This window comes from Neorhizobium sp. PAMB6630 (assembly GCF_058242775.1).
Window position 1 is genome coordinate 980809 of sequence record NZ_CM177836.1, and the last position, 14781, is coordinate 995589.

The following is a 14781-nucleotide window of genomic DNA, read 5'->3' on the forward strand; positions in this document are numbered from 1 at the left end:
CAGAGTTCTCAGGCGAATGTCAGGTGCTGCTTCACACCGACGTCAGGCATCTTTTCCTCGTTCATGTTGGCCTTGGCGATTTCCCAGCCGAATTTCAGGCTGCTGTCCGTCGAGGCCCAGATTTCGGCATCATCGACATGCAATGCCAGCATGGTGAGGGCAGGGTCGTCCTTGCCGTGTTCGAACCAGGCGGCGGTCACGGCGCTCCAGTATTCGTCGATCTTGGCCATGTCCTTGCGCAACTCGATGACGCCTGCAAGGCACGCATGATAATCGTGGTTCTTGCCGGTGACGCAGAAATGCGCGCGCGTGCCGGGGCGGATCGCCTTGGCAAGATCGGTATCGTTGCGGGTGAAAAACCAGACCGTGTTGGTCTTGGGGTCCCCATGGGGTGCCATCGGCTGCATGTGCATGGAGGAGCCTTCAAGGCCCAGCATGCCGGCATGGATTGCGTTGATCTCTTCCCAGAGCTGGCGCGCAGGCTGCTCGCGCGCTTCCGTCAGACTTACCATAGCCGATCCTTTCGTGATGTGGAGGTCGGGTCAAGAACGTTGCCCGCCGTGCTTTGTTCCGATGGCAAAGAGTGCGGTCGCGGGCGGGAAGGCAGTCTCAAGGGGCGGAGGCAAAGCTGTGGTGAGCCGCTTTTTCCTTGAACAGCAGGGCCATTCGTGCCTATAAGCCGGCCATTCTGGACATTTTTACGCATGAAGGGGTGCCATGGCTGGCCATTCACAGTTCAAGAACATCATGCACCGCAAGGGCCGTCAGGATTCCATCCGGTCCAAGATGTTCTCCAAGCTTGCACGTGAAATCACCGTTGCTGCAAAAACCGGTCTGCCCGATCCGAGCATGAACGCGGCATTGCGTCTGGCGATCCAGAACGCCAAGGCCCAGTCCATGCCGAAGGACAATATCGACCGCGCCATCAAGAAGGCCTCCGGTGCCGATGCCGAGACCTATGATGCGATCCGCTACGAAGGCTATGGCCCGGGCGGCACGGCCATCATCGTGGAAGCGCTGACCGACAACCGCAACCGCACCGCCTCCAACGTGCGCTCCATCTTCACCAAGGCCGGCGGCGCGCTTGGCGAAACCGGTTCGGTGTCCTTCTCCTTCGATCACGTCGGCGAAATCGTCTACAAGACCTCGGCCGGCGATGCCGACACGATCATGGAAGCCGCGATCGAGGCCGGCGCCGACGACGTGATTTCCGATGAGGACGGCCACACCATCATCTGCGCGTTCGAGAGCATGGGCGAAGTATCGAAGGCACTCGAAGCTGTGCTTGGCGAAGCCCAGACGGTCAAATCCGCCTGGAAGCCGCAGAACACCGTGCCTGTGGACGAGGAAAAGGCCCAGTCGCTGATGAAGCTCATCGATAACCTGGAAGATGATGACGACGTGCAGACCGTCTATTCCAACTTCGAGGTGTCCGACGAGGTCATGGCCAAGCTTTCGGCCTGATCAACATCGATCTTATAAAAACGCCGGCCCTGTCATTCACGGGCCGGCGTTTTTCGCTTTGGCATCGATGTCAAGGGCGCTGTGGATAGAGGCCAATCACTGCGATACATACGGTGAGGCCGAGACCCGGAGACTGGGTGTTGACAGGGACTGTCGCTGGAATCACCGAGTTTGGCTGAACCGTAACGCTGCCGCCTGTGATCCCGGTCGGCACAGTGACGCTGATCTTCGGGCTGCCCGGCGCTCCCGTCAACTGCACGTCAAGCCCACCCAGTTCGGCGCTGACCGTTGTTGGTGTCACCGAACTCGGGTCCACATAGATGGAAGCCTGGCCTCCACCTGTCGTCGATCCCTGGCCAAGAAAGGCGCCATTGACGGCATTCGTCCCGCCCGCCATCTGCTTGGCAACCAGCTTTGCGCTGACGCCAAGGGTTGAGGGCTGTGCCGGCACCTCCACGGTCTGCGTTGTGCTGCCGGTGCCGGTGAACGTGGTCGAATGGATATGTTGCCCCACCGGAACTTGCGCCGGCTGCAGAAGGGTTTGCTGCACCCCCACCTTTGCACCCAGGTCAACGGGCGTAAGGCCTGTTCCGGTGCCAGAGCCGATCGGACTGCGCCCGCGCAGGTCCGGCACGGCGAACGAAGTTTGGGACGTCTCACCATAGACGCCGTAGATGAGCGCGTACAGGGCCTGGTTTTCATTGACTTGAATCGTCTGTCCGTTGGCGGCGACATAGCCGTATGGGCAGTATTTAGTAGCCATGATGCAGACTGAGCCGATGTAGGCTTCGGATGAGCAGGCCGCCGCGGGCGATGCCGTGGTCATCGATATCACACTGCCGCTTGCGACAAGTGTGGCCATCGTCCCGGTGGTGGCGAGGCCCCTGCCCAGGAAATGGGTGATTTTCTGCACGTCGATCATGGTGTTCTCCCTTTGCTCATGGGCCTGCGCTCAACGCTGCGGCGAAAGCCATGGCAAATATACATCTAAAAAGTGCATCGTAAATACGATACATCAAAAAAGAGTATAGGCATTGCTGCAGACGGAAGGCCGCTGTCGCTGGGGAGGACGCTCAGGCAGCGGGAGGAAACGCGGATGATCCTCGGTTGCCATCTTTGTCGGTTAAAAATTTCCTCTTCAGGTTGTATTCGTGTGAGAATGTCAAAAAACCATCCCAGATTGCAATTGTGTTGCATATTTCGCGCAAGCAAAAAGTTATTGGTTGTGAATTGGCCGCTCTGCATCTTAAATTTGAGTTTGGTGTTTCCTGCTGCCCGAAAATCGAAGTAAGAATCAGACAGCTGTTCTTTAAGCCTTATAATGGTCTTTTTCGAAAACGGCGCCTTTCGGCAGAGAATTTACATGGTTCTATTCTTGAAGTTACTGTCGTTTTTCTGCGGCCGCGCAGGTTTGGCGATGGCGCACTTTTGCCTTCGGGCTTTGGCGCCTGGCTTTTGGCGAAAAATTGTCGGTCTTCTTGTTCTCGCATTGGCTGCGGGCGTAATGGGCTCGCCTGCTGAGGCTGCTGATCCATCTTCAGCATGTACGAGTTTGAATGCGGACTGGAGCGGTTCGGGGCGGACGCTGACCACCACCACCTTACCCCCCGGCGTGTTGTCAAATGATTACAAGGACTACAACGGTTTTTCGGTGGGAGAGACGGTTTCATGGTCTGTCAATGGTAACGTGTCTTTGAATGTCTCCGGTTCAACCCTTGTTAACTATTATGCCGGCGATTATGACAAGGAAGAAAATTCCGGCAGTTCGACGGGAACAGGGCCTTATGCCGCGACTGGATCCTATACATTCGACGGAACGATTACCTATTTTGCCCTGGAAACGGCCGTGAGTTTCGCCGCAGCATCGGACGTTGCCTCTGTCACCATGGTGGCGACCTGTACTCCGGCAGGTGCTGCTTCCACGAATGCCGATCTCGCTGCGCTCTCGCTGTCGTCCGGCACGCTGTCGCCAACAGTTGCCACGGGCACCACGAGTTATACGGCCTCAGTTCCCAACGCGACCACATCAGTGACTGCAACGCCAACGGTCAGCGACGCCACTGCGACGGTAACGGTGAACGGTGTCACCGTGACGTCCGGGAATGCTTCGGGCGCAATTGCGCTGAATGTCGGGTCCAATACGATCACCACGGTGGTGACGGCGCAGGACGGCACGACGACAAAAACCTATACGGTGACGGTGACGCGGGCGGCCCCGGCTTCCACGAATGCCGATCTCGCTGCGCTCTCCCTGTCGTCCGGCACGCTCACGCCAACATTTGCCGCGGGCACCACGAGCTACACGGCCTCCGTTCCCAACGCGACCACATCGATCACAGCAACGCCAACAGTGAGTGATGCCACTGCGACAGTGACGGTGAACGGTGTCACAGTGACCTCTGGCAGCGCTTCCGGAGCGATAGCCCTTGCCGTCGGCTCCAATACGATCACCACGGTGGTGACGGCACAGGATGGCACGACGACAAAAACCTATACGGTCACGGTGACGCGGGCGGCTCCGGCTTCCACGAATGCCGATCTCGCTGCACTCTCCCTGTCGTCTGGCACGCTGTCGCCAACATTTGCCACGGGCACTACAAGCTACACGGCCTCAGTTCCCAACGCGACCACATCAGTGACTGCAACGCCGACGGTGAGCGACGCCACTGCGACGGTGACTGTGAACGGTGTCACGACCACGTCCGGCAGCGCCTCCGGGGCGATAGCCCTTGCCGTCGGCTCCAACACGATCACCACAGTGGTGACGGCGCAGGATGGCACGACGACAAAAACCTATACGGTCACGGTGACGCGGGCGGCCCCGGCTTCCACCGATGCCGATCTCGCTGCACTCTCGCTGTCTTCAGGCACGCTGTCGCCCACATTTGCCTCGGGCACCACGAGTTATACGGCCTCGGTTCCCAATGCGACGACATCAGTGACAGCAACGCCAACGGTGAGTGATGCCACTGCGACTGTCACGGTGAACGGAGTTGCGGTCACCTCCGGCACGGCGTCGAGCGCCATCTCCCTTGCCGTCGGCTCCAATACGATCACCACGGTGGTGACGGCGCAGGATGGCACGACGACAAAAACCTATACGGTCACGGTGACGCGGGCGGCTCCGGCTTCCACGAATGCCGATCTCGCTGCACTCTCCCTGTCGTCTGGCACGCTGTCGCCAACATTTGCCACGGGCACCACGAGTTATACGGCCTCAGTTCCCAACGCGACCACATCAGTGACTGCAACGCCGACGGTGAGCGACGCCACTGCGACGGTGACGGTGAACGGTGTCACGGCCACGTCCGGCAGCGCCTCCGGGGCGATAGCCCTTGCCGTCGGCTCCAACACGATCACCACGGTGGTGACGGCGCAGGATGGCACGACGACAAAAACCTATACGGTGACAGTCACGCGGGCGGCTCCGGCTTCCACCGATGCCGATCTCGCTGCGCTCTCCCTGTCTTCAGGCACGCTGTCGCCAACATTTGCCACGGGCACCACGAGCTACACGGCCTCCGTTCCCAACGCGACCACATCGATCACAGCAACGCCAACGGTGAGTGATGCCACTGCGACGGTGACGGTGAACGGTGTCACCGTGACCTCCGGGAATGCTTCAGGCGCAATTGCGCTGAATGTCGGCTCCAACACGATCACCACGGTGGTGACGGCACAGGATGGCACGACGACAAAAACCTATACGGTGACAGTCACGCGGGCGGCCCCGGCCTCGACAGATGCCGATCTCGCTGCACTCTCGCTGTCATCAGGCACGCTCACGCCAACATTTGCCGCGGGCACCACGAGCTACACGGCCTCAGTTCCCAACGCGACCACATCAGTGACTGCAACGCCGACGGTGAGCGACGCCACTGCGACGGTGACGGTGAACGGTGTCACGGCCACGTCCGGCAGCGCCTCCGGGGCGATAGCCCTTGCCGTCGGCTCCAACACGATCACCACGGTGGTGACGGCGCAGGATGGCACGACGACAAAAACCTATACGGTGACAGTCACGCGGGCGGCTCCGGCTTCCACCGATGCCGATCTCGCTGCGCTCTCCCTGTCTTCAGGCACGCTGTCGCCAACATTTGCCACGGGCACTACAAGCTACACGGCCTCCGTATCCAACGGAACGAGTTCAATCACCGCAACGCCGACAGTGAGCGACGCCACTGCGACGGTCACCGTGAACGGTGTCACCGTGACCTCCGGGAATGCTTCAGGCGCAATTGCGCTGAATGTCGGCTCCAATACGATCACCACGGTGGTGACGGCACAGGATGGAACGACGACAAAAACCTATACGGTCACGGTAACGCGGGCGGCCCCGGCCTCGACAGATGCCGATCTCGCTGCGCTCTCCCTGTCGTCTGGCACGCTGTCGCCAACATTTGCCACGGGCACCACGAGTTATACGGCCTCGGTTTCCAACGCCACCACGTCGCTGACGGTGACGCCAACGGTGAGCGACGCCACTGCGACGGTCACGGTGAACGGTGTCACCGTGACGTCCGGGAATGCTTCTGGCGCCATTTCCCTTGTCGTCGGCGCCAACACGATCACCACCGTGGTCGCCGCGCAGGACGGCACGACGACAAAAACCTATACGGTGACGGTGACGCGGGCGGCCCCGGCTTCCACGAATGCCGACCTCTCCAGCCTGTCCCTGTCCTCGGGCACGCTCTCGCCAACATTCGCCTCGGGCACGACGAGTTATACGGTATCGGTCCCCAATGCGACGACGTCGTTGACGCTGACGCCGACGGTGAGTGATGCCACAGCGACGGTGACCGTTGCCGCAACAGCGGTCACTTCCGGCACCGCTTCGGGTGCGCAGTCGCTGTCGGTTGGGTCAAACAGCATCGATGTCGTGGTCACCGCGCAGGATGGCACGACGACAAGAACCTATACGGTCACGGTGACGCGGGCGGCTCCGGCTTCCTTTGGCTTCTCGCCTGCGTCCGGTGCCTTGCCGGAGGCCATGGCGGGAGAGGCGTATAGTCAGGACATCAGTGTCAGCGGTGGCATCGCACCCCTGGTGTTCAGCCTGTCGGCCGGTGCCCTGCCGGATGGTATGGTGCTTAACGTGTCCACCGGCGCGCTCACCGGACCGCTCGAAAACGACAGCGAAGGGGATTACAGCTTTACGCTGACGGTGCGCGACGGCAATGGCGACACGGCGACGGCAAGTTATACGCTGAAGGTGGTGGCGCGGGCGGTGACGGTGTCGGACAAGGTTGTCGATGTGGCACCCGGCGCCACACCTGCCGATGTCTATCTCAACCGCGGCGCCACCGGCGGGCCGTTCGTTGCTGCGGACCTCACCTTCGTCGAGCCCGCCAATGCGGGAACGGCGACGCTGATCCAGGGACAAGTGGCGCAGGCCGGGCCGGTCACTCCGGTCGGCTGGTATCTGCAGTTCACGCCCAATCCGGCCTATTCCGGCCAGGTGCGGGTGGGTTTCAGGCTGACGAGCGCGCTTGGCATTTCCAACACCGGCACAGTCATCTATAATCTCGGCTATGATCCCGATGAGGTGGTGCAGGATATCGATGTGCTGGTGCGCGGTTTTGTGCGCAGCCGACAGAACCTCATCGCTTCGACCCTGAAGGTGCCGGGCCTTCTGGAGCGCCGGCGTATGGCGGCCTCGACCGATCCTGTCACGATGCGCATGGCCCCCTCGCAGGATGGCATGACGCTTGGCTTTTCGACGAGCCTTGCGCAGATCGAGGCGGCCCGGGATAACGCCGATGGTGCCGCGGGTGACCTCCTGCCGTTCAACCTGTGGATCGACGGCTCATTCATGGCCCACAATCGCGAGGACAACGGCGATCGGTGGGGGCAGTTCGCCATGATTTCCGCAGGCGTCGATTATCTGCTGACGGAAAAGGCGCTGATCGGTGTGTCCTTCCATTACGACCGGATGACCGACCCGAGCGATGAGGATGCCGAACTGACCGGCAATGGCTGGTTTGCCGGTCCCTATGCCTCGCTGGAACTTGGCCGGGGCGTGTTCTTCGACGCCAGTGTTCTCTATGGCGGGTCGTCGAATGATATCGACACGGCCTTCTGGGATGGCACGTTCGACACGACGCGCTTTGCGTTCGACACGGCGCTGAAGGGCGAATGGCAGCTTGGAGACGATGTCATCCTCAGCCCGAAGGCAAGGCTCCTTTATCTCTCCGAAACGGTGGACAGCTATACGATCTCGAACGACGGGGGCGATGAGATCGAGCTGAACGAATTTACCACGGAGCAGTTGCGGGCAAGCCTCGGGGCGGAAATCTCGCGCAATTTCCTCCTGGAAAACGGGACGCAGATGACGCCTGTTCTGGGCGCCAACCTCGGTTTTTCAGGCCTCGACGGCTCCGGTGTCTTTGCTACGGTGTCTGCCGGCCTTGCCATGGAAACCACCTCGAAACTCGCCATCAATGCCCGCCTGCTGTTTGACATCGAAGGTGATGGAGATATCGGGCTTGGCGTCAGGGTGGGGGCTGCCAGCCGGTTCTGATCAGGTGTGCGCGGGACGCGGCGCGTTTCAATCCGCCTCGAAAGCTGGTCGCACAGGCGCAGGCCTGCATTCCGGCGTGAGGGTGGAAGTCAAGGTTGCGGCAGAACGGCGCGTCGCCTCGTGATGCTTTTATCGCGCCGATAGTGTCTCGGGCGCATCTGGCCCTTGCGTATCCGGATAATCTGATGCGGCGTCAAGTTGATGATGGGTCACAGTTTCCAGCCTGGAGCAGGGTTACCGTGCAAGATTTTCCTCCTCGCGATTGGTCTGTTGACCCATCGCGGCAACGAGGTGACAGCCATGGTTTCGTCCATTGATACGGTGCGCATCTGGTCGATGCAGACAGCGATCAGAGTTTTTAAGGAAACATCGCCGGAGACCGATGCGGGCCAGGGCAGTCTCGCAAGCCGGATCATCTCCAGTTACGGCATGGACAGCGATGATGGGGATGATGCCACGACCTATAGTCTGGCTGACATCCTGACCGGTGGCACCCAGTCCGACCCGCAAGCGGCTGTTGAAGAGCCTGCGATGTCCACGGATATCGAAACCGCCTCCTTCATGGCGGGGCTGAAGGCGAAGCTCAAGGATCTGGAAGCTGCCCCGGACACAAGCGCGCAGGCCGCAGCCATGCTCAAGGCATTGGACGACGGCACGCTAAAGGTGACCGATGCCGTCAACGGCCGCGAGGTCACGGCCTGGGACGTGGAGGCGCAGGACGCCGTACCGCAGACGGCCACATCCACGGACACCGATGACTGGAGCACGTTCTTGAGAGAGCATCTGGCGCGCGCCAGCGGCGGCACCTATCAGCGCAATGCTGATCAGAGCCATATCGATCGTGCAACAGGCAAAAGTGCCTATTTCGGCATGATTGGCGACCAGTATTATTACCTGACCTGGACTGCGGCCTCCGGTTCTTCGCAATCCGCCCAGGCGTAAAGGCACGATAAAGAGTGCCCGCAGCGACGGGCATCGAACCCGGTGCTGCGAGCGCCATCACGCATCACACGAGGACAGTCAGGCCGCCGCTTCTGCCAGCACCGGCTGCATCAGCGGCAGGCCGGCAAACAGTTCAGCTGAGGTCAGGCGTTTTTCGATGTCGTGGATCGGCATCGAAATGATCAGCTCGTCGGCACCGGTTTCTGCCAGAAATTCGGTCAGCTGCCGTTCGATGGTGGCGGGAGAGCCGACGGCTGCAAAACGCAGTGTATGCTCGACATTGATCCGCTCCATCTCGGACCAGAAGCCGTCCATGCTGGCAACCGGACGCGGAAAACGGCCGCGCACATTGCGGCGCAGGTTGACGAACTGCTGCTGGGCTGACGTGAAGAGGTGAGCTGCTTCCTCGTCCGTGTTCGCCGCAACGCCCATCACACCCACCATCACATAAGGCTTCGACAGCCCTGCCGAGGGCTGAAACCGCTCGCGGTAGATGGCGATCGCATCAAACAGCATGTCCGGGGCAAAATGTGAGGCAAACGCATAAGGCAGGCCGAGTGCTGCGGCCAGATGCGCGCTGTAGAGGCTGGAGCCGAGCAGCCAGAGCGGCACATGGGCATCGGTTCCAGGAACCGCGAGAATGGACTGGTCTTCAACGGGAGTGCCAAGCAGCCTTTGAAGTTCAACGATGTCATGCGGGAAATTTTCCGCACCCGCATCGAGATTGCGGCGCAGCGCGCGGGCGGTGCGCATATCCGTTCCGGGCGCACGGCCGAGACCGAGATCGACACGGCCGGGAAACAGCGCTTCCAGCGTGCCGAACTGTTCGGCAATCACAAGCGGCGAATGGTTTGGCAGCATTACGCCGCCGGAGCCGATGCGAATGCGCGTGGTGGCCGCGCCGACATGGCCGATGACAATGGAGGTGGCAGCGCTTGCGATGCCCGGCATGCCGTGGTGTTCGGCAAGCCAGAGACGGTTGTAACCGAGCGCTTCAGCCTTCTGCGCCAGACGGCTGGACTGCTGAAGCGCATCACGCACCGTCGAGCCTTCCGGGACCGGCGACAGATCGAGAATGGAAAAGGGGATCATGGAATTTCTCTGCAAATGGTGGATCGTGCTTTCCTCTCATGTAGGCAGAGGGGAGGCCGTTTCTAACCACCTGTGGAGGAATTCTCTGGAGAGGATGTGAAACCGGAGGGAGATCCTTCCCGAAAACCCCTCACCACCATAAGGCGGTGAGGGGGTATGCTGGACCTCAGAACACGCCGCGTCCTGTCATCAGGTGACGCAGCGCAGGTTCGGCCGCATGCCGCCGAACTGGCCCTGGCCGCTTGCCTCGTCGCCCGGAGTATCGAGCGAAAACAGCGAAAGCCGTGTATCGGCCGTGCCGGCCTCGCTCATGATGCGGATCAGGGCGTTTTCCGTCGCCTCGGCCATGTCCCGCGCCCGTGAAAGAACGATTTCGCTTTCGCCGACGGCAAGGTGCGCAAGCGACAGCCGCTGGCCTTCCAGGTCGACATTACGCGACAGGCGTTCGGCAGGGGGGGCAAGGTTCGACAAGGCCTCGCCCATCGCCTGTGTTTCGCTCTGCAGCGCTGCAAGGCCCCGGTGGGCTTCGTCGAGATCATGGCCGGCATCGCGGGCGTGCAGCATCAGGCCACGGGCGGTGCCGGTGCAGTCTTCGGCGAACCTGCGCACGGTAAGCGCCAGGATCGCCTGCTCGGATGGAGTGCCGGAACCGGTATCCGTCGCGCCCGGCCGCGCGTCGAGATCTGCGGCAAGGGTTTCGGCCCGGATGGCAAGCGTGGCAACCTGGTCCACCAGTTCATTCAACCTGGCAAAGGAGGCATGCGCCGCAGCAGTGGCCGCGTGGCCGCGTGCAAAAGCGTTCTGCAGGCGGGCATTGCTGTTGGCAGCCTCCGTGGCATGGCGCGAAACGCTGGCGGCATCTTCGCCACGAAGCCGCGTTGCCTTTTGCATGATCTCGATGGAGCCGAGCGCCTTCTGCACGGTTGGCAGCACGTTTGCCAGCCGCTCGGCAATGACGGCCATATCCGCCTGGCTGGAACGGGCCTGCTCGCGAATGGACCGAACGCTGCGTGCCACCACCGATAGGTTGAGGTTCAGCATCGAGGCCAGACGGTTGAAACGAACGCGAAGGCCGTCCAGCGCATCCGGAAACGGCTGCTGCAGAGCACCGCCGAGATCGCCGTTCGACAGCCGGCGCAGGCTGTCTTCCAGCCGCGCAAGCGGGGCAGACTGCTGCGCATCGTTTTCGCGGATCATCGTTTTCATTTGCGCCATGCCACGCGCAACCGTGCCGAGATGGTCCTTGCGGGCCTGGTCGGCAAGGTCAGCCTGGCTTTCGCCGGCGTTCCAGTCGGTTGCGTGGCGTGCAAGCCGCGACAGCGGATCGCCAAATTTATAGGCAAGCGTGACAATCGCTGCGCCCGCGGTCAGTGCCGCGGCAATGCTGAAGCCCAGTATCTCTGGCGAGACGTGAAGCGCCTTGATGGCGATCAGGTTTACCGCAACGAGATTGAACGTGACGAAAAGAAGGATCGTCTCGATCGGCCTGTTCTTCAAGCGGGTGAACATCATCATGATGGACCTCCAATCTTGTTGTGAGCAATCACCTAATGTGATTCGAGCGATACTGTTGCCGAACTTGCCGTTCTTGTGTGCGGAATGAATTGTTATCTTTAACGTACAGTTAAGGTCCGTATATTACCTGTTCTGTTTTTGTTCGATTTGTCGCTGGCAAGATGCCGGTGTGGCGCGATAGGATACAGGCCATGACACAGACGATTCGTATTATCGGCATTGATCCGGGCCTTCGTCGCACCGGCTGGGGTGTGATCGAGACGCTGGGCAATAGCCTGCGCTTCGTGGCGTCAGGCACAGTGACCTCCGATGGCGACATGGATCTCGCCTCACGGCTCTGCCAGTTGCACGATGGCCTTGCCGAAGTGGTACATGCCTACCAGCCCAATGAGGCGGCCGTGGAGCAGACCTTCGTCAACAAGGACGCTGTGGCGACGCTGAAGCTTGGTCAGGCGCGCGGCATCGCCATGCTGGTGCCGGCCCGTGCGGGTCTGCAGGTTGCCGAATATGCGCCGAACGCCGTCAAGAAGGCGGTCATCGGCGTCGGCCACGGCGAAAAGCAGCAGATCCACATGATGCTGAAGATCCTGATGCCGAAGGCGGAGTTCAAAGGCAATGACGCTGCCGATGCGCTGGCCATCGCTATCTGCCATGCGCATAACCGCGGCGGCCACCGCATGCGCCAGATCCTGGCCTCGGCTTGAGCATGTGAGGCGTCTGCCACGGCCGGGCAGATCGCGAGTTTGTTCTTGACTTGTTCCGGTTCCGGCTCTAGCGCTTGAGGATGAGGCGGGCGGCGCCTTCTCCCGAAATCCTGCGCGGCGGACTTTTCCATGATCGGCAAGCTCAAAGGCACCATTGACGAAATTGGCGACGATCATGTGCTCGTAGATGTGCATGGCGTCTGTTACGTCGCCCATTGCTCCTCTCGCACGCTCTCGCGCATCGGCTCGCCCGGGGAAGCCGTCGTGCTGTTCATCGAAACCTATGTGCGCGAGGACCAGCTGAAACTCTTCGGTTTCATGACAGCGCTGGAGCGGGAGTGGTTCAACCTGTTGCAGAGCGTGCAGGGTGTGGGCGCGAAGGTAGCGCTTGCCGTGCTCTCGACGCTGACGCCCTCCGAGCTTGCCAATGCCATTGCGCTGCAGGACAAGGTGGCGATTTCGCGCGCCCCCGGTGTTGGCCCCAAGGTCGCCATCCGGATCGTGACGGAGCTGAAGAACAAGGCGCCCGCCTTTGCCGGAGATGCCGGCTCCAATATCGGCCTGAAGCAGGAATTGGGGGAGGGCGTTGCGTCTGCTCCGGTCTCCGATGCGGTTTCGGCGCTCACCAATCTCGGTTATTCGCGCGATCAGGCGGCCAATGCGGTGGCAGCGGCCCTGAAGAACGGCGGCGAGGGCGGCGACAGCGCCAAGCTGATCCGGCTCGGGCTGAAGGAACTTTCGCGGTAAGTCGGACATTTTTCAGTTTGTTTGAAAAATGTGATATCGTCTTCCCGTTGAGGATGTGAACGGAGATTGTCATGCCGATCTGGGAAAGCACTTTGTCACCCAAGGGGCAGGTGACAATTCCGAAGGAAATGCGGGAAGCCCTCAATCTGAGGCCCGGCGATACGCTTGTCTATAGCCTGATTGATGGAGACGTTGTGGTAACGCCGAAGAACGTGGATTTCAGCGACCTTGCCGGCTATCTGGGCAAGGCCCCCGGCGGTTCTGCGACGCTTGAAGAAATCGATCAGGCCGTGTTGGATGCGGCCGGCACCAATGCTTTTGACGTGTCGCGCCCCGGAAAGGGCGATGTGGCCGCATGACGGTCTATGGCCTGGATACAAATGTGCTTATTCGGCTGCTGACGGACGATGATCCGCAACAGCGGCATGCGGCTTTGCGATTTGGCGCCGGTATCGGCCGAGACTACAGCGTGTTTGTTTCTCTGATTGCCATTCTTGAACTGGACTGGGCGCTAAGGGCGCGGCTCGGCTTCAGCCGCAAGGCGTCCCTCGGTGCCATTGACAAACTGCTGCACACGCGCGGACTGGACGTTGAACATCATGATCTCGTGGTGCGATCCCTGCAGCTTGCGTTGCGGCAGAATGCCGATTTCGCCGATAGCCTGATTGCCGCCTGCTCATTGCAGGCGGGCTGCCGGTCCGTCAAAACCTTCGACCAGAAAGCCGCAGCCCGCGTGCCCGGTATGGAACTGCTTGCATGACCCTCCCCAATTCCATCCTCTCGCCCGAAAAAAAGGGGGAAGATCTCGATGTGGCGCTGCGCCCGCAGACGCTGGACGAGTTTACCGGCCAGGCGGAGGCGCGCGCCAACCTGAAGATTTTTATCGAGGCGGCTAAAAACCGTGGCGAGGCGCTGGATCATGTGCTGTTCGTGGGCCCGCCGGGGCTTGGCAAGACGACGCTTGCCCAGATCATGGCCAAGGAACTCGGCGTCAATTTCCGCTCCACCTCCGGCCCCGTTATTGCCAAGGCGGGGGATCTGGCAGCGCTTCTGACCAATCTCGAAGACCGCGACGTGTTGTTCATCGATGAAATCCATCGTCTGAGCCCAGCGGTCGAGGAAATCCTTTATCCGGCGATGGAAGATTTCCAGCTCGACCTCATCATCGGGGAGGGGCCGGCGGCGCGCTCGGTGAAGATCGACCTGTCAAAATTCACGCTGGTGGCGGCTACCACGCGTCTTGGCCTGCTGACGACGCCGTTGCGTGACCGGTTCGGCATTCCGGTGCGCCTCAATTTCTATACGGTGGAGGAACTGGAACTCATCGTCCGGCGCGGTGCGCGGCTGATGGGGCTTGGCATTACCGAGGACGGCGCGCGCGAAATTGCCCGCCGCGCGCGCGGAACGCCGCGTATTGCCGGACGCCTCTTGCGCCGCGTGCGCGATTTTGCCGAAGTGGCGCGCGCCGAAGCGGTCACAAAACAGATTGCAGACGAGGCGCTGACGCGGCTCAATGTCGACAATATGGGTCTCGACCAGCTGGATAAACGTTATCTCTCGATGATCGCCGTCAATTTTGGCGGTGGACCGGTCGGCATCGAAACGATTGCGGCGGGTCTTTCCGAGCCACGCGATGCCATCGAAGATATCATCGAGCCCTACATGATCCAGCAGGGCTTTATCCAGCGCACGCCGCGCGGGCGCGTGCTGACGCCAACCGCCTGGAAACATCTCGGCCTGCAGCCGCCAAAAGATCTGGAAGCTGCGCAGTTTCGCCTCAGCCTGGACGACGAGTAA

Annotated in this window: 12 protein-coding genes; 8 read left to right on the forward strand and 4 right to left on the reverse strand. The window is 60.9% G+C overall.

Annotated features, from left to right (window positions below; translation table 11 throughout):
• Nucleotides 1–8: 8 nt before the first annotated feature.
• Nucleotides 9–512: a pyridoxamine 5'-phosphate oxidase family protein gene (locus tag AC4CWF_RS04595; protein ID WP_491283957.1), complete on the reverse strand. Its 504-nt coding sequence runs from the start codon at nucleotides 510–512 to the stop codon at nucleotides 9–11.
• A 205-nt stretch (nucleotides 513–717) separates the two neighbouring features.
• Here AC4CWF_RS04595 and AC4CWF_RS04600 point away from each other — a divergent pair, with 205 nt between their 5' ends.
• A complete protein-coding gene (locus AC4CWF_RS04600) occupies nucleotides 718–1464 on the forward strand; it encodes a YebC/PmpR family DNA-binding transcriptional regulator (protein WP_491283958.1) in 747 nt (248 codons plus the stop codon).
• 70 nt (nucleotides 1465–1534) lie between these two features.
• Here the strand turns inward: AC4CWF_RS04600 and AC4CWF_RS04605 are convergent, their stop codons facing one another.
• On the reverse strand, nucleotides 1535–2386 hold the full coding sequence (locus AC4CWF_RS04605; protein ID WP_491283959.1) for a phage tail protein: 852 nt from the start codon (nucleotides 2384–2386) through the stop codon (nucleotides 1535–1537).
• Between the two features lie 765 nt (nucleotides 2387–3151).
• Here AC4CWF_RS04605 and AC4CWF_RS04610 point away from each other — a divergent pair.
• Together AC4CWF_RS04610 and AC4CWF_RS04615 are read left to right on the forward strand one after the other, a co-directional pair.
• On the forward strand, nucleotides 3152–7984 hold the full coding sequence (locus AC4CWF_RS04610; RefSeq protein ID WP_491283960.1) for a cadherin-like beta sandwich domain-containing protein: 4833 nt from the start codon (nucleotides 3152–3154) through the stop codon (nucleotides 7982–7984).
• Between the two features lie 300 nt (nucleotides 7985–8284).
• A complete protein-coding gene (locus AC4CWF_RS04615) occupies nucleotides 8285–8926 on the forward strand; it encodes a hypothetical protein (RefSeq protein ID WP_491283961.1) in 642 nt (213 codons plus the stop codon).
• Between the two features lie 78 nt (nucleotides 8927–9004).
• Here AC4CWF_RS04615 and AC4CWF_RS04620 read toward each other — a convergent pair whose 3' ends face one another.
• Nucleotides 9005–10018 carry an LLM class flavin-dependent oxidoreductase gene (locus AC4CWF_RS04620; RefSeq protein ID WP_491283962.1) on the reverse strand — a complete coding sequence of 338 codons (1014 nt, stop codon included), beginning with the start codon at nucleotides 10016–10018 and terminating at the stop codon, nucleotides 9005–9007.
• A 189-nt stretch (nucleotides 10019–10207) separates the two neighbouring features.
• A complete protein-coding gene (locus AC4CWF_RS04625; protein ID WP_491283963.1) occupies nucleotides 10208–11533 on the reverse strand; it encodes a hypothetical protein in 1326 nt (441 codons plus the stop codon).
• A 191-nt stretch (nucleotides 11534–11724) separates the two neighbouring features.
• On the opposite strand from AC4CWF_RS04625, the gene ruvC reads away from it, so the two are divergent.
• The 5 genes from ruvC to ruvB all read left to right on the forward strand — a co-directional run bounded on the left by ruvC (nucleotide 11725) and on the right by ruvB (nucleotide 14781).
• Nucleotides 11725–12237 carry a crossover junction endodeoxyribonuclease RuvC gene (gene ruvC, locus AC4CWF_RS04630; protein WP_491283964.1) on the forward strand — a complete coding sequence of 171 codons (513 nt, stop codon included), beginning with the start codon at nucleotides 11725–11727 and terminating at the stop codon, nucleotides 12235–12237.
• 129 nt (nucleotides 12238–12366) lie between these two features.
• Nucleotides 12367–12984, forward strand: coding sequence for a Holliday junction branch migration protein RuvA (gene ruvA / locus AC4CWF_RS04635; protein ID WP_491283965.1), 618 nt, complete (start codon nucleotides 12367–12369; stop codon nucleotides 12982–12984).
• Between the two features lie 71 nt (nucleotides 12985–13055).
• Nucleotides 13056–13343, forward strand: coding sequence for an AbrB/MazE/SpoVT family DNA-binding domain-containing protein (locus AC4CWF_RS04640; protein WP_491283966.1), 288 nt, complete (start codon nucleotides 13056–13058; stop codon nucleotides 13341–13343).
• On the forward strand, nucleotides 13340–13744 hold the full coding sequence (locus tag AC4CWF_RS04645) for a type II toxin-antitoxin system VapC family toxin (protein ID WP_491283967.1): 405 nt from the start codon (nucleotides 13340–13342) through the stop codon (nucleotides 13742–13744). Before AC4CWF_RS04640 ends, AC4CWF_RS04645 begins: the two co-directional genes overlap by 4 nt.
• On the forward strand, nucleotides 13741–14781 hold the full coding sequence (gene ruvB, locus AC4CWF_RS04650; RefSeq protein ID WP_491283968.1) for a Holliday junction branch migration DNA helicase RuvB: 1041 nt from the start codon (nucleotides 13741–13743) through the stop codon (nucleotides 14779–14781). The genes AC4CWF_RS04645 and ruvB overlap by 4 nt, the downstream gene beginning before the upstream one ends.

Coding starts and splice junctions, on each gene's coding strand:
- AC4CWF_RS04595 (WP_491283957.1), bottom strand. CDS start 512: ATGGTAAGTCTGACGGAAGCGCGCGAGCAGCCTGCGCGCCAGCTCTGG.
- AC4CWF_RS04600 (WP_491283958.1), top strand. CDS start 718: ATGGCTGGCCATTCACAGTTCAAGAACATCATGCACCGCAAGGGCCGT.
- AC4CWF_RS04605 (WP_491283959.1), bottom strand. CDS start 2,386: ATGATCGACGTGCAGAAAATCACCCATTTCCTGGGCAGGGGCCTCGCC.
- AC4CWF_RS04615 (WP_491283961.1), top strand. CDS start 8,285: ATGGTTTCGTCCATTGATACGGTGCGCATCTGGTCGATGCAGACAGCG.
- AC4CWF_RS04620 (WP_491283962.1), bottom strand. CDS start 10,018: ATGATCCCCTTTTCCATTCTCGATCTGTCGCCGGTCCCGGAAGGCTCG.
- AC4CWF_RS04625 (WP_491283963.1), bottom strand. CDS start 11,533: ATGATGATGTTCACCCGCTTGAAGAACAGGCCGATCGAGACGATCCTT.
- ruvC (WP_491283964.1), top strand. CDS start 11,725: ATGACACAGACGATTCGTATTATCGGCATTGATCCGGGCCTTCGTCGC.
- ruvA (WP_491283965.1), top strand. CDS start 12,367: ATGATCGGCAAGCTCAAAGGCACCATTGACGAAATTGGCGACGATCAT.
- AC4CWF_RS04640 (WP_491283966.1), top strand. CDS start 13,056: ATGCCGATCTGGGAAAGCACTTTGTCACCCAAGGGGCAGGTGACAATT.
- AC4CWF_RS04645 (WP_491283967.1), top strand. CDS start 13,340: ATGACGGTCTATGGCCTGGATACAAATGTGCTTATTCGGCTGCTGACG.
- ruvB (WP_491283968.1), top strand. CDS start 13,741: ATGACCCTCCCCAATTCCATCCTCTCGCCCGAAAAAAAGGGGGAAGAT.